The 17,010-nt window shown below is 35.1% G+C and carries 19 protein-coding genes; 17 read left to right on the plus strand and 2 right to left on the minus strand.

Annotated features, from left to right (window positions below; translation table 11 throughout):
- Positions 1 to 48: 48 nt before the first annotated feature.
- From KWG70_RS13710 to KWG70_RS13725, 4 genes are all read left to right on the plus strand, one after another.
- On the plus strand, positions 49 to 1,143 hold the full coding sequence (locus tag KWG70_RS13710; RefSeq protein WP_230936610.1) for a Nif3-like dinuclear metal center hexameric protein: 1,095 nt from the start codon (positions 49 to 51) through the stop codon (positions 1,141 to 1,143).
- Between the two features lie 2 nt (positions 1,144 to 1,145).
- Positions 1,146 to 1,925, plus strand: coding sequence for a zinc ribbon domain-containing protein (locus KWG70_RS13715; RefSeq protein WP_230936611.1), 780 nt, complete (start codon positions 1,146 to 1,148; stop codon positions 1,923 to 1,925).
- A gap of 131 nt (positions 1,926 to 2,056) precedes the next feature.
- Positions 2,057 to 2,719 (plus strand): peptide-methionine (S)-S-oxide reductase MsrA, encoded by a 663-nt coding sequence (msrA, locus tag KWG70_RS13720; protein ID WP_230936612.1) that lies wholly within the window; start codon positions 2,057 to 2,059, stop codon positions 2,717 to 2,719.
- A 98-nt stretch (positions 2,720 to 2,817) separates the two neighbouring features.
- The gene (locus KWG70_RS13725) at positions 2,818 to 4,398 is read left to right on the plus strand and encodes a T9SS type A sorting domain-containing protein (protein WP_230936613.1); all 1,581 of its coding nucleotides are present in this window, start codon (positions 2,818 to 2,820) and stop codon (positions 4,396 to 4,398) included.
- Here the strand turns inward: KWG70_RS13725 and KWG70_RS13730 are convergent.
- A complete protein-coding gene (locus tag KWG70_RS13730) occupies positions 4,395 to 5,189 on the minus strand; it encodes a class I SAM-dependent methyltransferase (protein ID WP_230936614.1) in 795 nt (264 codons plus the stop codon). The genes KWG70_RS13725 and KWG70_RS13730 overlap by 4 nt on opposite strands.
- Before the next feature lie 75 nt (positions 5,190 to 5,264).
- Here KWG70_RS13730 and KWG70_RS13735 point away from each other — a divergent pair, with 75 nt between their 5' ends.
- Positions 5,265 to 5,957: a hypothetical protein gene (locus KWG70_RS13735; protein ID WP_230936615.1), complete on the plus strand. Its 693-nt coding sequence runs from the start codon at positions 5,265 to 5,267 to the stop codon at positions 5,955 to 5,957.
- A 159-nt stretch (positions 5,958 to 6,116) separates the two neighbouring features.
- Here KWG70_RS13735 and KWG70_RS13740 read toward each other — a convergent pair whose 3' ends face one another.
- A complete protein-coding gene (locus KWG70_RS13740; protein ID WP_230936616.1) occupies positions 6,117 to 6,536 on the minus strand; it encodes a (4Fe-4S)-binding protein in 420 nt (139 codons plus the stop codon).
- A 125-nt stretch (positions 6,537 to 6,661) separates the two neighbouring features.
- Here KWG70_RS13740 and kynU point away from each other — a divergent pair, with 125 nt between their 5' ends.
- The 12 genes from kynU (at position 6,662) to KWG70_RS13800 (ending at position 17,008) form a co-directional block, all read left to right on the plus strand.
- The gene (gene kynU / locus KWG70_RS13745; RefSeq protein WP_230936617.1) at positions 6,662 to 7,930 is read left to right on the plus strand and encodes a kynureninase; all 1,269 of its coding nucleotides are present in this window, start codon (positions 6,662 to 6,664) and stop codon (positions 7,928 to 7,930) included.
- A 1-nt stretch (position 7,931) separates the two neighbouring features.
- The gene (locus KWG70_RS13750) at positions 7,932 to 9,332 is read left to right on the plus strand and encodes an FAD-dependent oxidoreductase (RefSeq protein WP_230936618.1); all 1,401 of its coding nucleotides are present in this window, start codon (positions 7,932 to 7,934) and stop codon (positions 9,330 to 9,332) included.
- A gap of 9 nt (positions 9,333 to 9,341) precedes the next feature.
- Positions 9,342 to 9,746, plus strand: coding sequence for a RidA family protein (locus KWG70_RS13755; RefSeq protein WP_230936619.1), 405 nt, complete (start codon positions 9,342 to 9,344; stop codon positions 9,744 to 9,746).
- Positions 9,747 to 9,749: 3 nt separating this feature from the next.
- The gene (locus KWG70_RS13760) at positions 9,750 to 10,478 is read left to right on the plus strand and encodes a DUF6090 family protein (protein ID WP_230936620.1); all 729 of its coding nucleotides are present in this window, start codon (positions 9,750 to 9,752) and stop codon (positions 10,476 to 10,478) included.
- Positions 10,479 to 10,531: 53 nt separating this feature from the next.
- On the plus strand, positions 10,532 to 11,971 hold the full coding sequence (locus KWG70_RS13765; RefSeq protein WP_230936621.1) for an aldehyde dehydrogenase: 1,440 nt from the start codon (positions 10,532 to 10,534) through the stop codon (positions 11,969 to 11,971).
- 33 nt (positions 11,972 to 12,004) lie between these two features.
- Complete coding sequence (locus KWG70_RS13770; protein ID WP_230936622.1) at positions 12,005 to 12,841, plus strand: hypothetical protein; 837 nt, start codon at positions 12,005 to 12,007, stop codon at positions 12,839 to 12,841.
- Positions 12,842 to 12,893: 52 nt separating this feature from the next.
- Positions 12,894 to 13,391, plus strand: a complete 498-nt coding sequence (locus KWG70_RS13775; protein ID WP_230936623.1) for a PsbP-related protein — start codon at positions 12,894 to 12,896, stop codon at positions 13,389 to 13,391.
- Positions 13,392 to 14,174 (plus strand): SDR family oxidoreductase, encoded by a 783-nt coding sequence (locus tag KWG70_RS13780; protein WP_230936624.1) that lies wholly within the window; start codon positions 13,392 to 13,394, stop codon positions 14,172 to 14,174. It begins immediately after the preceding gene.
- A gap of 162 nt (positions 14,175 to 14,336) precedes the next feature.
- On the plus strand, positions 14,337 to 14,870 hold the full coding sequence (locus KWG70_RS13785) for a 3-hydroxyanthranilate 3,4-dioxygenase (RefSeq protein WP_230936625.1): 534 nt from the start codon (positions 14,337 to 14,339) through the stop codon (positions 14,868 to 14,870).
- Positions 14,871 to 14,918: 48 nt separating this feature from the next.
- On the plus strand, positions 14,919 to 15,284 hold the full coding sequence (locus KWG70_RS13790; RefSeq protein WP_230936626.1) for a PaaI family thioesterase: 366 nt from the start codon (positions 14,919 to 14,921) through the stop codon (positions 15,282 to 15,284).
- Positions 15,285 to 16,367, plus strand: a complete 1,083-nt coding sequence (locus KWG70_RS13795; RefSeq protein ID WP_230936627.1) for an amidohydrolase family protein — start codon at positions 15,285 to 15,287, stop codon at positions 16,365 to 16,367. It abuts the gene before it with no gap.
- Positions 16,367 to 17,008: an O-methyltransferase gene (locus KWG70_RS13800; protein ID WP_230936628.1), complete on the plus strand. Its 642-nt coding sequence runs from the start codon at positions 16,367 to 16,369 to the stop codon at positions 17,006 to 17,008. Before KWG70_RS13795 ends, KWG70_RS13800 begins: the two co-directional genes overlap by 1 nt.
- Positions 17,009 to 17,010 lie beyond the last annotated feature (2 nt).

The following is a 17,010-nucleotide window of genomic DNA, read 5'->3' on the forward strand; positions in this document are numbered from 1 at the left end:
CGAAGTTAATATTTTATATTTGTTTTTAAACTTAACACCATAAATAATATGATTGTTCAAGATGTGATAACCTATCTAGAAAATTTGGCGCCTTTAGCTTATGCAGAAGATTTTGATAATGTCGGACTCTTAGTAGGCAATAAAAAAGCTAAAGTCTCAGGAGTTTTGGTCACCTTAGATACCTTAGAAGCTGTTGTAGATGAAGCTGTTGAAAACAATTGTAATCTTATTGTGAGCTTTCACCCTATTATTTTTAAAGGTTTGAAATCACTTACCGGAAAAACCTATGTAGAACGAACAGTCTTAAAAGCCATTAAACATGATATCGCAATTTATGCCATCCATACAGCTCTAGATAACGCTCTCAAAGGCGTTAACGATATTATTTGTAATACACTTGGATTAGAGAACAAGCAAATATTAATTCCGCAAAAAGGGACCATTAAAAAATTGACGACCTATGCTCCCCTCGGAAATGCAAATGCTTTAAGAGCTCAACTATTTAAAGCAGGTGCTGGAAATATTGGTAATTATGACAACTGTAGTTTTAATGCACAAGGCATAGGAACATATCGAGGAAATGAAGCTTCAAATCCTACATTAGGAAAAAAAGGTGAATTACATCAAGAAGAAGAAATTCAAATTTCAGTAACATTTAATAAACACATAGAATCAAAGCTACTACAGACACTATTTGAACAGCATCCTTATGAAGAGGTTGCCTTTGAAGTCACTACTCTCGATAATTATGACCAAAATATTGGTATGGGAATGGTTGGAGAACTCAAAAATGCACAAACGACAACATCGTTTTTTGAATTTCTAAAAGAAAAAATGAAGGTGTCCTGTATTAGGCATTCTCAAATTACAAAAGATACAGTTAAAAAAATTGCTGTTTTAGGTGGCTCAGGAAGCTTTGCCATCTCTGCTGCTAAACGTGCTGGAGCAGACATTTTGATTACGGCCGACCTAAAATACCATGATTTCTTTTCGGCCGAAGGTGACATTATTTTGGCAGATATTGGACATTATGAGAGTGAACAGTTCACAAAAAACTTTTTAGTAGACTATCTCTCAAAAAAAATCACTAATTTTGCAGTCGTTTTATCAACGACGAATACAAATCCGGTAAAGTATTTATAATTATGGCAAAAAAAGCTGAAGCATCTGTTGAAGATAGATTAAGAGCACTCTATGATTTACAATTAATCGATTCTAGAGTAGATGAAATAAGAAACGTTAGAGGTGAGCTACCTCTTGAGGTTCAAGACCTAGAAGATGAAGTTGAAGGTTTAAATACGAGACTTGAAAAGTTAGCGACGAATCTTGATTTAATTGACGATCAAATTAAATCAAAAAAGAACTTAATTGAAGAAGCCAAAGCGCTTATCAAAAAGTACACAGAGCAACAAAAGAACGTTAGAAATAACAGAGAATACAATTCTTTAACTAAAGAAGTTGAGTTTCAGGAATTAGAAATTCAACTAGCTGAAAAGCACATCAAAGAATTTAAAGTTCAAATAGAGCAGAAAAAAGAAGTGATCGACGAGACAAAAGATCGTCTTAAAGATCGTAAAACACACTTAAAACATAAACGTGGTGAGTTAGATGCTATCCTAGCAGAAACTCAAAAAGAAGAAGAAGCATTAATTAAAAAATCTGCAGATTTCCAAAAGAAATTAGATGAGCGTTTAGTAAATGCTTACTTACGTATAAGAAATAATGTGAAGAACGGATTAGCAGTTGTACCAATTGAAAGAGGAGCATCTGGAGGATCCTTCTTTACTATTCCACCACAAATTCAAGTAGAAATTGCATCTCGTAAAAAAGTAATTACAGATGAACATAGTGGTAGAATTCTAGTTGATGCACAATTGGCTCAAGAAGAAAAAGAAAAAATGGAGAAAATGTTTGCTAAACTTTAATCCTAACAATACTTTAGAACAAAGCCTTTATCTTAATCGATAAAGGCTTTTTCATTTTAATAAAACTTTCACAAACTTAATTTTAAGGTTTCTTATCTTTATTCGACCTATTGAAAAAGAAAGAAACCATTATGAAAAGACTATTAAGTACCTTAGCCGTTGTCGTATTATTTAGCTGTCAAAATAATGCTCAAGTCAGCAAAAAACAACAAGCAGTCATCGATGCCAAACCCATTGAGGTTCCTATAAAAGATGGAAAAGCCAGAGCCTACTTTGCCAGTGGATGTTTTTGGTGTGTCGAAGCCATTTATGAGAGCGTAAAAGGTGTTGAAGAATCTATTAGCGGATACTCAGGAGGTTTTACCGAAAATCCAACCTATGAACTTAGCAATACAGGAAGAACTGGTCATGCAGAAGCCGTAGAAATTATATACGACCCAAAAGTAGTTAGTTTTGAAACCTTAGTCGATGTATACTTTGCATCTCAAAATCCTACACAAGTTAATGGACAAGGACCAGATCGAGGGTCACAATACCGCTCCATTATTTTTTATCAAAATGACGCTCAAAAGAAAATAATAGAAGAGAAAAAAGCTGCTTTAGCAAAACAATTAAATGCCAAAATCGCATCTGAAGTATATCCATTTCAAAAGTTTTGGAAGGGAGAAGATTACCACCAAGATTATGAAAAATTACATCCTAATCAAAGCTATATTAGAAATGTATCTATTCCAAGATTAAATAGATTTAAAGCAAAAATGCCAGAGGTTTTGAAAGAAAAATCTGAACATTAGTGTATTTCGTCGATTAAATTTGGATTTTTGTCGATATAAAATGTATTTTGACGACTCAGTAATTTAAAGATTACCCCAAATCTCAAAATACTTTTACGATGAAAAAAATTACTTACCTACTATGTTTTGCATTACTCTCTTGTGTAGTCTATGCGCAAACTCCTGGTGTACCAATGTATTCAAATCCAAATCAATACATAGAATATATCCCAGGAAATCTACCGATTATAATCGCTGTTCCTCATGGAGGTATACTACAATCTGGAGAAACCATTGGTGGTGTATTTTATCCTGACGATGACTCTAATTTACCAGACAGGACTTGTGGCAACAATGATAGAGATGTCAATACAGATGTACTTATACGTCGAATTCAAGACGAACTATATGCGCAAACAGGTGGCTATGCCCATATTATAATAAACAATCTTCACAGATCTAAAATGGATCCAAATGGTATGCCTAGTGCAGGGTCATGTGGAAATAGTCATGCAGCTTCTTACTGGAGTGATTTTCATTATTTCATTAATGATGCTAGTGCTAGTGTCGAAGCAAATTGGGGCAAAGGCCTCTATATTGACTTGCACGGTCATGACCATACAGTTCCTAGAATTGAAATTGGATATAACATTACTGCATCAGAACTTAATACTAGTGATTTAAACAGCACTCAAATCATTGACAAATCTACAATCTATAACTTAATTAATAACAACATAAATGGCTTGTCTTACGAGGAGTTAGCTAGAGGAAACAATAGCTTGGGACAATTATTCCAAAATGCTCCAGGCACCTATTATAATAGTATCGATCCATCTGGTTCAGAAACAAGTTATCAAGAATGTGGTGTAAGTTCTGGTTACAGAGCTGTTCCAAGCAATTCAAATTATGGTAATGATGTTTGTGACGACACTATGCCATTAACTCATTCTTATGATGACGGAAATGATTACAATAACAGAAGACATGGTTCTGGAGATGGAACTGGAGGCCCTGCAAGTACTGGCGGAGGCGGGAATATTGATGGTATTTCGATCCAAGTGAACAGTCGCCTTAGAGATTTAGGAAGTCCTTATGATGCTATGCCTAACACTTTAGACCCTTTTGCTATCGATTATGCCAATGTGATTTTAGAATACTTGAGTATTCATTATGATAATTTTTCAGAATTTGATTATGATGCCGCTAGCTATGACATTACTGATGTTGATCCAACGCCTTCATTAACAAATGGTATATCAGGTGGAATTTACCTCAGTACACCTGCTGGATTAGTAATAGACCAAGACACAGGAATTATAGATACGTCTGCCTCTGCTGTTGGCAACTATACAGTTACTTATTCTGTAGGTCCAACATCGGCAATGAGCTCTCCAAATAGATTCTACAATACCTCAAGAAACATCGAAATAACAAATGATGCTTTAAGTGTTTCTGAAGAAGAATTTATTACTGTAAAGTTGTATCCAAATCCAACTACTGGTCTTTTAAACTTCGAATCTACTATTCTACTTTCAGAAGTAAAAGTTCATAGTATTCTTGGACAGCGTGTAAAAACAATCGCTATCAATAATGAGCAATCGTCAATAGACTTATCTGGTTTAAGAACTGGCTCTTACTTAGTTACTTTTTATACTAATGAGCAATCTTTAGGTTCAAAATTGATTGTAAAAAACTAGAGTTTAGTCGCTTTAATTTCAAAAAGAAGAGGGTATAGTTTATCCTTTGTTACATAGTTGCCAGATTTAGTTTTTACTAGGTCTGGCAATACATTATATGGGCTTTCATCATATTCATTCAAATAGTCAATTTTTAATCCAGCTTCAATAAGTACATTTATAACTTCACTCAATCCATGGTTCCAACCATATTCTTTACTAACCATTTTAGAACCCTCATCAGCATAGGTGCCTTCGTATTCTTCATAAATAGCATCATCCTGCATGTAACCATACTTCATAATTGATTTTCCATCTAAGTAATCAAACATCCAAACGATTGGGTGAAATTCGACTATGTAAAATGTTCCTCCTTTATGTAATCGATCTGCTATCATTTGTCCCCAAGGTTTTAAATCGGGTAACCAACCTATCACGCCATAAGAAGTAAATACAATATCAAATTTTTCTTTGATATACTCAGACGTATCCAAAACATTACAGCATGTAAATTTTGCGTCTAAATTTAGCTCGTCATTCAAAGATTTGGCAAGCGCTATGCCTTCATCACTTAGGTCTATACCAACGCACTTTGCTCCTAACCTGCTCCAACTCAACGTATCTTGGCCAAAATGGCATTGTAAATGCAATAATGATTTCCCTTTAACATCTCCAAGTGCTTCTAATTCATAGGTCATTAATGAAGATTTCCCGTTTTTGAACGCCTCTAAATCATACATTTCACTTTCAGAATGAACTTTTACTTTTTCATTCCAGGTAGTTCTGTTGACTTCAAAATGATCTTTACTCATAGACTTTAGTTTAAAACTCTAAAATAATAATAACTTCTGAAATGTAAAGATTGTCATACCTTTACAAAAAAACAAATGACACGACTACTTACCATCTTATGCTTATGTATATTACTAGCATCATGCAAAACTGAAACTAAAGACCAAAACACAGCTCCTGAGACCATTTCCGAAGAAAAAAAGGAATTAACTGTAGCTGAGAAGATTGCACAAGCTCATGGCTTTGAAAATTGGGAAAAAGTAAACCAAATTGAATTTACGTTTAATGTCGATAGAGGCGAAAATCATTTTGAAAGGCGTTGGTCCTGGCAACCAAAACATAATTATGTTGTTTCAACTGTAAGTATGGATTCAATTACAATGTATACGAGAGACACAATATTGAATCCTAATTATGAAAAAATTGATAAAGGTTTTATCAATGATAAATACTGGTTATTGGTTCCGTTTCAATTGGTTTGGGATGAAGGCACAACCATATCAGATCCAGTGAAGGAAGTCGCTCCAATCTCAAAAACCGAACTCAATAAAATTGTACTTACCTATGGAAACGAAGGTGGTTATACACCTGGTGATGCCTACGATATTTTTTATGATAATGACTATATCATTAGAGAATGGGTGTTTAGAGAAGGAAATAAAGAAGAACCATCAATGACAACTACCTTTGAAAACTATGAGGAGTTTAACGGTATCAAAATAGCAAAAGATCATAAAATGGCCGATGGAAACTTCAATCTCTACTTTTCAAACATTAAGATTAAGTAACAGAAAGTCTTAAAAAAATATTAAAGTTGATTAATTGTTGTAATGACAACATCCAACTCACGACTAATGGACGTATATAAAGTATAATATTCCGCGTTAGCGTCCATATATATTCAAAGCGCTTCAACTGCATTTAGTTGAAGCGCTTTTTACTTTTAACTAGCCTTTAAAACCTTCGTTGGTATGTGTACCATCACAATAAGGTTTATTGCGTGATGCACCACATCTACAAAATGCAGTCGTTCTGTTTTTTGTCTCTTTACGACCATCTTTATGTGTTACTTTTAATGTCCCATACACCAAAAGTGGTCCATCTTCAAGCACTTCAACTTTAGTTTCTAAAGTTTCTGCTTCTTTATTCTGTTCGTCATTCATATAATAACTCAATGCGCCTGAAGGACAAGCTTTCACCTGGTTCACTAAAATCTCAGTGGATGCCGCATCAATTTTAATCCATGGTCGTTCTTTAGGTTGGAATACCGCTCCTAGGCCTTTTACACAAATACCAGAATGGATACACGCTTCTGGTTTCCAAACTATTGTGACTTCACCATTACTATACTCTTTTGTCTTTCCCATATCGTTATGATTTCTTTAAAGATACTAAAAAAGTATTTCCTTTTCTCACTAAAAATGGCGCTTTCATCACTTCATTTCCTGACATATAATCCTTATTTTTGTTAGACAACATAAAACTAAAAACCTTGTCTAATTATCAATTAGGTCCTGAATTTGCTGAGTATCAAGACCAGAATGACCAACTTTCATCTTATAGAAATAAGTTTCATATGCCAAAGGACAGCAACGGCAATGAACTCATTTACATGACAGGAAATTCGTTAGGATTGCAACCAAAAATCACAAAAGATTATATCAATCAAGAATTAGATGATTGGGCAAGCCTAGGTGTAGAAGGTCATACTGAAGGCAAAAATCCTTGGTTACACTATCATGAGTTTCTAACAGAAACTATGGCCAACATTGTTGGCGCCAAACCTTTGGAAGTTGTAGTGATGAACTCATTAACTGCAAATCTTCATTTTATGATGGTGAGTTTTTACCAACCAACTCCTAAACGTTACAAAATATTAATAGAAGCCGATGCCTTCCCAAGTGACAAATATGCTGTAGAATCACAATTGCGTCATCATGGTTATGATGATAAGGAAGGTTTAATTCTTTGGAAAGCGCGCGAAGGTGAAGAGCTAGCTAATTATGATGATCTAGAGACCATACTGAAAGAACAAGGTGATGAGATTGCACTTATCATGATTGGAGGTGTCAATTATTACACAGGACAATTTTTTGATTTAAAACGAATTACTCAATTAGGTCATCAACATGGTTGTGTTGTTGGTTTTGATTGCGCTCATGGCGCAGGAAATGTAAAACTTGACCTTCACGATTCTGGAGCAGATTTTGCCGTTTGGTGCAGTTATAAATATCTAAACTCTGGGCCAGGCAGTTTATCTGGTGCGTTTGTTCATGAGCGTCATGCTTATAATAAAGAACTCAACCGCTTCACAGGTTGGTGGTCTCATAATAAACAAACACGCTTTAGAATGCGTGATGAATTTGACCAATTACCAGGTGCCGAAGGTTGGCAACTAAGTAATCCGCCAATTCTTTCAATGGCTGCAATTAGAGCATCACTAGATGTGTTTGCAGATGCTGGATTTGATGTACTTTGTAAAAAATCAAAACAGTTAACAGGCTATTTTGAATTCTTGCTAAATGAACTCAATAATTCAGATATTAAAATCATCACACCAAGCAATCCTGATGAACGTGGATGCCAACTTTCAATACAAGTAAAAAATGCCGATAAACGTTTGCATAATAAGCTTACGGAAGCTGGAATCATAACCGATTGGAGAGAGCCTGATGTGATTAGATGCGCTCCTGTCCCACTTTATAATTCTTATACAGATATTTATCAATTTGTAGAACGCTTGAAAACGATTTTGAATTAAAATGAAACAACAAAACATACTTATTATTGGTGCAGGACTCTGCGGAAGCTTACTCGCTTTACGCATGGGACAGCGTGGCTACAATGTCACTGTTTATGAAATGCGTCCCGATTTACGCAAAACTGATATCTCAGCTGGGCGCTCAATCAACTTAGCATTTTCTGATCGTGGCAATAAGGCTATGAAATTGGTCGGAATCGAAGACAAAGTAGAAGCGCTTTGCATTCCAATGAACGGCAGAATGCTTCATGACAAAGAGGGCAATACATTTTTATCAAATTATAGCGGACGAGACCACGAATACATCAACTCCATTTCAAGAGGTGGCTTAAATGCATTATTACTAGACGAAGCCGAAAAACACGATAATGTTACCATTCATTTTAATAAAAAATGTTTGTCTGTTGATTTTGAAAACACAACAGCTCTATTTCAAGATTATGACACCAAAGATGAGTTTATAGAAGATGCAGATGCCATTATTGCAACAGATGGCGCTGGTTCGGCACTGAGAAGAAGCTACTATTTAGAGCGAAAATTTTTATTTAGTTTTTCTCAAAATTACTTAACACATGGTTATAAAGAACTCACTATTCTTCCTACGGAAACTGGTGATTACAAAACATACAAAAATGCATTGCACATATGGCCTAGAGGTGATTTCATGGTCATAGCTTTGCCCAATTTAGATGGTAGCTTTACCGTAACGCTCTTTTTAAGTTATGATGAAGGCGAGTACAATTTCAATAATTTGACGACGCCAGAAATGGTTACCGAATTTTTCCAAAAAGAATTTCCAGATGCTCTAGAACTCATGCCAAATCTTGTTGAAGATTTCTTTGAGAATCCAACAGCACCTTTAGGAACTGTAAAATGTGCGCCTTGGCATTATAAAGGCAACACCTTGCTTATGGGAGATTCTGCTCATGCGATTGTTCCTTTCTACGGACAAGGAATGAACGCTTCTTTTGAGGATGTTGTAGAATTTGATGCCGTTTTAGACAAGCATGAAGGTAACTGGGAAACTGTATTTACAGCTTATGAAAAAACAAGGAAGAAAGATACAGACGCCATTGCAGATCTGGCCATTGATAACTTTCATGAAATGAAAGATCATGTGGCTAATCCCATTTTTCAAGAGAAACGCAAAATTGAAATGGCTTTGGAAAAAGAATTTCCAAATGACTACTCATCAAAGTATAGTTTGGTCACTTTTAATGAACATATTGGTTATAGAGAGGCTATGCTTAGAGGAAGAGCACAAGACAAAGCTATTTTAAATATGTTGGATGATGGTGTGATTTCACCTTCTGATGATTTAAAAGACCTTTTAGAAAAAGTAAAAAAAGAAACCGAAAACATATTAGATGAAGACAAAATAGCAAAAACACTTCATCATTAAAACTATATTATGAGCGAAAACACAGTAACACCAAGAGGCGCTTATCCACATGTAAAGCAAGTTGGCGATTTTATTTTTGTCTCAGGCACGAGTTCACGTAGACCAGATAATACTATTGCTGGCGTAGACATTATTGATGAGATGGGCACCAAACGTCTCAATATTGAAACCCAGACACGCGAAGTATTAAAAAACATAGAAAAGAATTTAGCTAAAGTTGGTGCATCGCTTAAAGATGTAGTAGATGTCACTTCATTTTTAGTAAATATGAATGACTTTGCAGGTTACAATAAAGCCTATGCAGAATTTTTTGACAAAGCCACAGGACCAACACGTACAACCGTTGCAGTACATCAATTACCGCATCCAGATTTGGTGGTTGAGATTAAGGTGATGGCCTATAAGACGTCATAATTAATGATAAAATTCTTTAGACATATTCGTAGATCACTTCTCTCGGAAGGCAAAACAGCTAAGTATCTCAAATATGCTATTGGTGAGATTCTACTTGTCGTTATAGGTATTTTAATTGCATTAGGAATCAATAACTGGAATGAAAATTTAAAAGCACAGAAGAACGAAAAAGTACTCTTACAAAAACTACAGGAAGAGAATCGATTAAATCTAGATGATCTAAATTCAGATTATGAGTATCGTGAAAATCTTGATCAAACTTTAGAGAATTTTAATGTATTCTTAGCCAGCGATTCCATAGAAAACCAACAAGCTAAGCTAAAAAATTATCTCGCCGACATTTTTAGATCTACATCCTATACATTCACACAAACTAATCTCATCAATTATATCAATTTGCATGATGACAGTTTTTCTGAACTTAACAAGGAGCTGTCAGAACTAAAAATCATGGAATATGATCTTCAAACCATTTCTGAAAAAGGGATTGATATAAAAATTAATAATTTCTTTGAAGCCTTGAAAGATGATGTCGACTTTAATACATTGCACATAGAATCATTTGAGACTTTAAAGTCTTTAGGGTTTAGAAATAATATTGTAATCATACAAAGTATTGAAAGTGAAATTTCATATCAGTTTAATAATACGATCAACCAAATCAAAAAAGTAGACGCCTTAATTAGTTCCCGTTTAAATAAAGATGAGATTGATTCATTACAAACAAAATAAAAGACTTAATTTTAGTCATCGAATTAGCAAATTAACGATCTAATTGAGTTGTAATGAACATCCAAAACTACATCAACGGCAATTTTCATAATCCAATTCAAGATAATTGGATAGATAATTATAATCCCTCCAATGGGACAATCTACGGACAAATTCCAAACTCAGATAAAGACGATGTTGAAAATGCATATATAGCAGCAAAATCTGCCTTTCCAAGTTGGTCGCAAACCACTTTAGAGGAACGCAGTCGCATTCTTATTAAAATTTCAGAATTACTCGAAGCCAACTTACAACGTTTTGCAGAAGCTGAAAGCAAGGACAACGGGAAACCTATTAGTTTAGCTAAAACAGTAGACATCCCAAGAGCGGCAAGTAATTTTAGGTTCTTCGGAAATGCCATTACTCAATTCGCTAGTGAAAGCCATGAAAGTGTTGGTCAACAAGCTATCAATTACACTTTGCGTCAACCCATTGGTGTTGTAGGTTGTATTTCCCCTTGGAATCTTCCGTTATATCTTTTTACTTGGAAAATTGCACCAGCATTAGCCACTGGCAATTGTGTGGTTGCAAAACCTAGTGAAGTAACTCCAATGACTGCCTATCTGCTTGGCGAAATTTGTAATGAAGCAGGACTACCAAAAGGTGTCCTCAATATTGTTCATGGTCTTGGAGGTTCTACAGGTCAAGCTATTATTGAACACCCAGACATCAAAGCTATCTCTTTTACAGGAGGAACTGCAACAGGTGCTCATATCGCTAAAGTTGCTGCTCCAATGTTTAAGAAGTTGTCTTTAGAATTAGGCGGGAAAAATCCAAATATCATTTTTGCCGATTGCGATTATGATGATATGCTCAACACAACAGTTCGTTCGTCATTTGCTAATCAAGGGCAAATCTGCCTTTGTGGAAGTCGGATTTTTGTAGAAGCTTCTATCTATGACAAATTTAAAACCGATTTTGTGGCAAAAGTGAAGCAACTTAAAGTTGGTCATCCATCTCAACCTGACACAAACATAGGTGCTCTAGTATCAAAACCTCACTTAGAAAAAGTCAAAGACTACATTCAAATTGCTAAAGATGAAAACGGAACTATTTTGTGTGGTGGTGATGACGTTGTCGTTGATGGGTTTGAAAATGGATATTATTTAGAACCTACGGTTATTGAAGTACCAAATGATGAATGCAGAGTCAACCAAGAAGAAATATTTGGACCTGTGGTCACTATTATGCCGTTTCACAGTGAAGATGATGTCTTACAAATGGCCAACAAGGTTAAATACGGTTTATCAGCAACACTTTGGACCAACGATTTAAAACGCACTATGCGTATGAGCAATCAACTTCAAGCTGGAATTGTTTGGGTAAACACGTGGATGATGCGTGACTTACGGACACCGTTTGGAGGTGTAAAAGCTTCTGGAGTAGGTCGTGAAGGTGGTTTTGAAGCCTTACGCTTTTTTACCGAAGCTAAAAATGTATGCATAAAATACTAACTTCAACCATGAAAGACTTTTGTAAAGTATATTTTGAAGCAAGACGTTTCTGTAGATAAAGCCATTAAAAGAGGACATTTAACAATTAATGTTCCAGTAATATTATGCCTAATTGGTTGTCCTGCTCTTGCTGTTTTTTTATCTAAAAAAGACATTATTCCGAGTTGGATGATTGCTATTGCTATTATTTTAGGCTTAGGATTAGGGTGGCTTATCTGGAGTATCCTAATTACCAAATGGCGTATTTGGGCTTTTGAACACGTGAGAAATGTTCATGAATTAAAAAAAAGAGCCATTGAAGAAAAATTGATTTGGGCTGATGGACACGTTTTTGAAAAAACAGAAATTAGATCCAAAAAAGATCAACTGAAATTAGATGCACTTGATTATAAGTTTCGTGAAGATGATATTTATGAAGAAGACCCGTCGGTTCCCTCAGTGACTAAAATTTACTATTCTAAAAAGCATAGCATATTTATTCTTTTATTTGGAATTGTCACGGTAATAATCAGTTTTGCACTGCTTTTTGATGATAGTATTAAAAGCTATATTATAGGAAGCTTTTTATTAGCTACTGGCGGCTCTTTGGCGTTCATGTCTATTAAAAAAACGTTTAACAACAGTGTTCAAATTACGATAGACAATAACGGTATACAGTTAGTTTCTGAACCTAAAATTAGTTGGTTTGAGATTTATGAAGACGCTATAACTTATGAAGGTATGGGGAAATCATCAACAGCTCACCTCACATTTTATGACGCCGACGATAGATTTTTTAAAATAAGCCTTGAAGATCTAAAGATAAAACCTGCAAGACTTGAAGTCATATTAAGAACCTATCGGATAAGGCATTCAAAAAATAACACATAACACACATACATCATTGAATAATTTATGTACTTTGACTAAAAATAAACAACCCATGAAAAAACTAATTTTACTCTTCTTTTTATTAACTATTAATATCTCATTTTGCCAAGAAGACTGGACCAATTTTGAAAACGAGACTTACAGTATAAAATATCCTGATAACTGGATATTTGATGATTCTGGTCAAATGCAGACGACATTTTTTATTTACTCTCCGTTGACTGAAGGCGATAAATTCAAAGAAAACATTAATTTAATCATACAAAGCCTAAAGGGAGCAAATGTTTCGATGGACCAATATGTAGAGTCTTCAATAAACCAAACAAAAGCAATGATTGAAAATGGAAAGGTTATTGAAAGTACAGGTGACAATAAACAACATACCATTGTATTGAGTGGTGACGTATCTGGCAATAAACTAAAATTTAAACAAGTCCTTATTTACAAAGAAGAAGTCATGTACATACTTACATTTTCTGCTCTTAGTTCGAGCTATGACGACTATCTTAAAACAAGCGATAAAATCATAACTAGTTTTAAAGTAAAATAAATGAATTTAGAATTAAATAATAAATATGCATTAGTCTGTGGTAGCACAGCAGGAATTGGTAAGGCTACTGCTATAGCCTTAGCCGAAGAAGGCGTTCAAGTGACACTAATTGCAAGAAATGAAGACAAGCTCAAGGCTACGCTTGAGCAACTACCTCAACATAGGCATCATGATTATATTGTTGCCGATTTTTCTAATCCGAGCGCTCTAAAAGAACGTGTGGAAGCTTATATCAATCAGCATCACGGATTTCATGTATTAGTTAATAATACAGGTGGCCCAAAAGGCGGTCCTGTTTTTTCTGCTGAAGTTGAGGAATTTGAAAACGCATTCACGCAACATTTAAAGTGTAATCATGTCTTAGCACAAGCTGTTGTTCCATTTATGAAAGGTGAAGGCTTTGGTCGTATTATTAATGTGATCTCTACCTCTGTAAAGCAACCTTTGGATGGCTTAGGTGTAAGCAATACCATTCGTGGTGCAGTAGCCAACTGGAGTAAAACATTAGCTAATGAACTTGGTCAATTTGGAATTACGGTAAACAACGTGCTTCCCGGAGCCACCGGAACAGAGCGTCTCACAGAAATCATAAAAAACAAATCGGCCAAAACAGGACACACCGAAGAACAAGCTGCCAATGCCATGAAAAATGCCGTACCAGCTAAACGTTTTGCTAAACCCGAAGAATTGGCAGATGCCATTACATTTTTAGCTAGTGAGCGTGCTGCTTATATTAACGGAATTAACCTTCCGGTAGATGGAGGACGAACAAAATCTTTGTAAGCCAATAATTCCGTTTTTTATTATTAATTTTATTGAATTGATGAATTCGCGTTAAGGATTGAAGCGACATCCTTTTTATCGTTGTTTAAGCATCGTGAGAACACGTAAAAAAGATATAGCGGAAAGCCTGACCTGATAAGGGAACGCCAAAAAAATAATACCATGAGTAAATTAGTTTCGCCAATAAATTTTAAAGAATGGATTGAAGACAATCGTCACTTACTCAAACCACCTGTTGGTAATAAAGTGGTTTGGAAAGATGGTGATTTTATTGTGATGGTTGTTGGTGGACCCAACAGCAGAAAAGACTATCACTATAATGAAACTCCAGAATTCTTTTATCAAGTAGAAGGTGATATCACCCTTAAAGTTATTGATAAAGGCACTCCAAAAGACATACATATAAAAGAAGGAGAGATGTTCTTATTACCTCCAAAAGTTCCGCATTCTCCACAACGAGGTGCTAATACTGTTGGACTTGTGATTGAATATCCAAGAGAAGAAGGTGTTCAGGATGCCTTATTGTGGTTTTGTGAAAACTGTACTACAAAATTATATGAAGAGGATTTTACATTAGACAATATTGAAACAGATATGCCAAAAATATTTGATAAATATTATGGCGATACAGATAAACGCTCATGCCCTAATTGTGGAGAAGTGATGCAGCCTCCAAAAAAAGTTCAATTAGATTAATACCTTATGATAGAAGTCGCTAAACAAAGTTTTTACAATCAGGGTTTTATGAAAACCCTTGGTGCTGAGCTGATTTCTATCACAAAAGGACATGTACAGATTTCGTGTACTTTAAATGACACGTTAACACAACAACATGGTTATTTTCATGCAGGTGTGATGACAAGTATTGCAGATGTAGCTTGTGGATATGCTGCCTTAAGCACCATGCCTGAGGGATCTGATGTACTCACTGTAGAGTTTAAAACTAACTTTATTAGAGCTGCTGAAACCGATAAAATCATAGCTAAGGGTACAGTCATCAAATCTGGCAATACACTTACGTTTTGCGAAGGTGTTGTTACCAATGAAAATCAAGACCTAATCTATGCAACAATGCAAGCCACAATGATATGTCTAAAACCTAAACTATAAATGAAAAGAAAACTTCGCATAAATGGCCACTCTCACCTACTTCCTTATCCTGAGGAAATTCCTCAGTTTATGAAAGACAAAGGAATTTTTTGGGTAGACAAAGATCGAAAATTCATGCTTCAAAAAGACTGGAATCGTCCAATTACAGATTCGAGTTTCTTTTTAAATGAAAAACTCGCATGGATGGAACGCTTTAATATTGACCATGCGGTTGTTTTAAACTTATCTCAACTCTACGGAAATGGATTACGCGTAGAAGAAATGAAACAAGCCTTACGCTTTCAAAACGATTTTAATGCCAAAATTCAACATGAAAACCCGAGTAAATTTACCTGTGGATTTGTAGTTCATCCTGGATTTGTTAGAGGTGCTTGTTGGGAAATTGAGCGTTGTGTAGAAGAATTAGGAATGCAATTATTGTGTCTACCTACACATTATATGGATACTATAGGAACTTGGCGTTGTATTTTTGATGAAGAGAATGAGCCCATTTTTGAATTGGCTAATAAATATAATCTTGCGGTAGAAATACACCCTTATGATGGTGAAAAATTTATCAAACTAGAAAACACGTCTTGGCGTTTTCATTTGATTTGGATGTTAGCACAATGTGCCGATGCCTATCACTTTTTAACTCTAAATGGCTATCAAGATAAGTATCCAAATATGCGTACATGCTTTGCTCATGGTGGGCAGTTAGCTCAAATTAATTTAGGGCGACGTATTCAAGGTTTTGATGGACGACCAGATCTATTTGAAGGGAAGAGTCACCCAAGAAAGGCCGTAGGACATCCAAACATCTTTTTTGATACATTAGTTCATGATACTGGTGGTTTACAGTTATTAATTAAAAACCAAACGTCTAAACAAGTCTTAATGGGATTAGATGACCCATACCCTTTAGGTGAAATGGAAAGTGAAAAGCAGTCGTCTTATCCTGGAAAGATTCTAGATCTAGCAATAGAACGTGATATTATAACTGAAACAGAACGCGATGCTATTTGGGAAGACAATGTCATTCAATGGCTTTGTGGTGATGATCAAAATGCTAAAGATAAATTGGTAAATAGAATATTAGGATAATGCATTTTCTTCCAGAAAAATTAGATGACTATGTGGTGTCACATTCTCAAGACGAACCAGAATTACTACAACAACTCACCAGAGAAACCTATCAGAAAATATTACAGCCTATTATGCTTAGTGGACCTTATCAAGGTCGTGTACTGAGTATGATTTCTAAGCTTATACAACCGCAAACCATTTTAGAATTAGGAACATTTACGGGTTATGCAACCTTATGTTTAGCTGAAGGCCTGCAAAGTAATGGCGACATACACACTATAGACATTAATGAAGAACTCGTAGATTTTCAACGTAAATATTTTGACAAATCACCTTTTGGCGCGCAAATTCATCAGCATTTAGGAAGTGCGATTGATATTATACCAACATTGGACATGACCTTTGACCTTGTATTTATTGATGCAGACAAACCCAATTATGTTAATTATTTCCATTTAATAATTGACAAGTTAAACACTGGAGGTGTTATTATTTCAGACAATGTATTGTGGCATGGAAAAGTTATTGAGCCAGTTAATACTAAAGATCATTCGACCAAAGCGGTTTTAGCCTACAATACTTTATTAAAGAATGATACACGCGTTGAAACTGTATTACTTCCTATACGAGATGGATTGACTATAAGCAGAAAAAAGTAGTC

This window comes from Psychroserpens luteolus, assembly GCF_021032705.1.
In the GTDB taxonomy this organism is placed as follows: Bacteria; Bacteroidota; Bacteroidia; order Flavobacteriales; family Flavobacteriaceae; genus Psychroserpens; species Psychroserpens luteolus.

Bases quoted from the DNA above. Each gene is read 5' to 3' on its own strand.
- KWG70_RS13735 (WP_230936615.1), top strand. From the start codon at position 5,265: ATGACACGACTACTTACCATCTTATGCTTATGTATATTACTAGCATCA.
- KWG70_RS13795 (WP_230936627.1), top strand. From the start codon at position 15,285: ATGAAAAGAAAACTTCGCATAAATGGCCACTCTCACCTACTTCCTTAT.
- KWG70_RS13750 (WP_230936618.1), top strand. From the start codon at position 7,932: ATGAAACAACAAAACATACTTATTATTGGTGCAGGACTCTGCGGAAGC.
- KWG70_RS13780 (WP_230936624.1), top strand. From the start codon at position 13,392: ATGAATTTAGAATTAAATAATAAATATGCATTAGTCTGTGGTAGCACA.
- KWG70_RS13730 (WP_230936614.1), bottom strand. From the start codon at position 5,189: ATGAGTAAAGATCATTTTGAAGTCAACAGAACTACCTGGAATGAAAAA.
- msrA (WP_230936612.1), top strand. From the start codon at position 2,057: ATGAAAAGACTATTAAGTACCTTAGCCGTTGTCGTATTATTTAGCTGT.
- KWG70_RS13740 (WP_230936616.1), bottom strand. From the start codon at position 6,536: ATGGGAAAGACAAAAGAGTATAGTAATGGTGAAGTCACAATAGTTTGG.
- KWG70_RS13715 (WP_230936611.1), top strand. From the start codon at position 1,146: ATGGCAAAAAAAGCTGAAGCATCTGTTGAAGATAGATTAAGAGCACTC.
- KWG70_RS13765 (WP_230936621.1), top strand. From the start codon at position 10,532: ATGAACATCCAAAACTACATCAACGGCAATTTTCATAATCCAATTCAA.
- KWG70_RS13800 (WP_230936628.1), top strand. From the start codon at position 16,367: ATGCATTTTCTTCCAGAAAAATTAGATGACTATGTGGTGTCACATTCT.
- KWG70_RS13760 (WP_230936620.1), top strand. From the start codon at position 9,750: ATGATAAAATTCTTTAGACATATTCGTAGATCACTTCTCTCGGAAGGC.
- KWG70_RS13710 (WP_230936610.1), top strand. From the start codon at position 49: ATGATTGTTCAAGATGTGATAACCTATCTAGAAAATTTGGCGCCTTTA.
- KWG70_RS13725 (WP_230936613.1), top strand. From the start codon at position 2,818: ATGAAAAAAATTACTTACCTACTATGTTTTGCATTACTCTCTTGTGTA.
- KWG70_RS13790 (WP_230936626.1), top strand. From the start codon at position 14,919: ATGAAAACCCTTGGTGCTGAGCTGATTTCTATCACAAAAGGACATGTA.
- KWG70_RS13775 (WP_230936623.1), top strand. From the start codon at position 12,894: ATGAAAAAACTAATTTTACTCTTCTTTTTATTAACTATTAATATCTCA.
- KWG70_RS13755 (WP_230936619.1), top strand. From the start codon at position 9,342: ATGAGCGAAAACACAGTAACACCAAGAGGCGCTTATCCACATGTAAAG.
- KWG70_RS13785 (WP_230936625.1), top strand. From the start codon at position 14,337: ATGAGTAAATTAGTTTCGCCAATAAATTTTAAAGAATGGATTGAAGAC.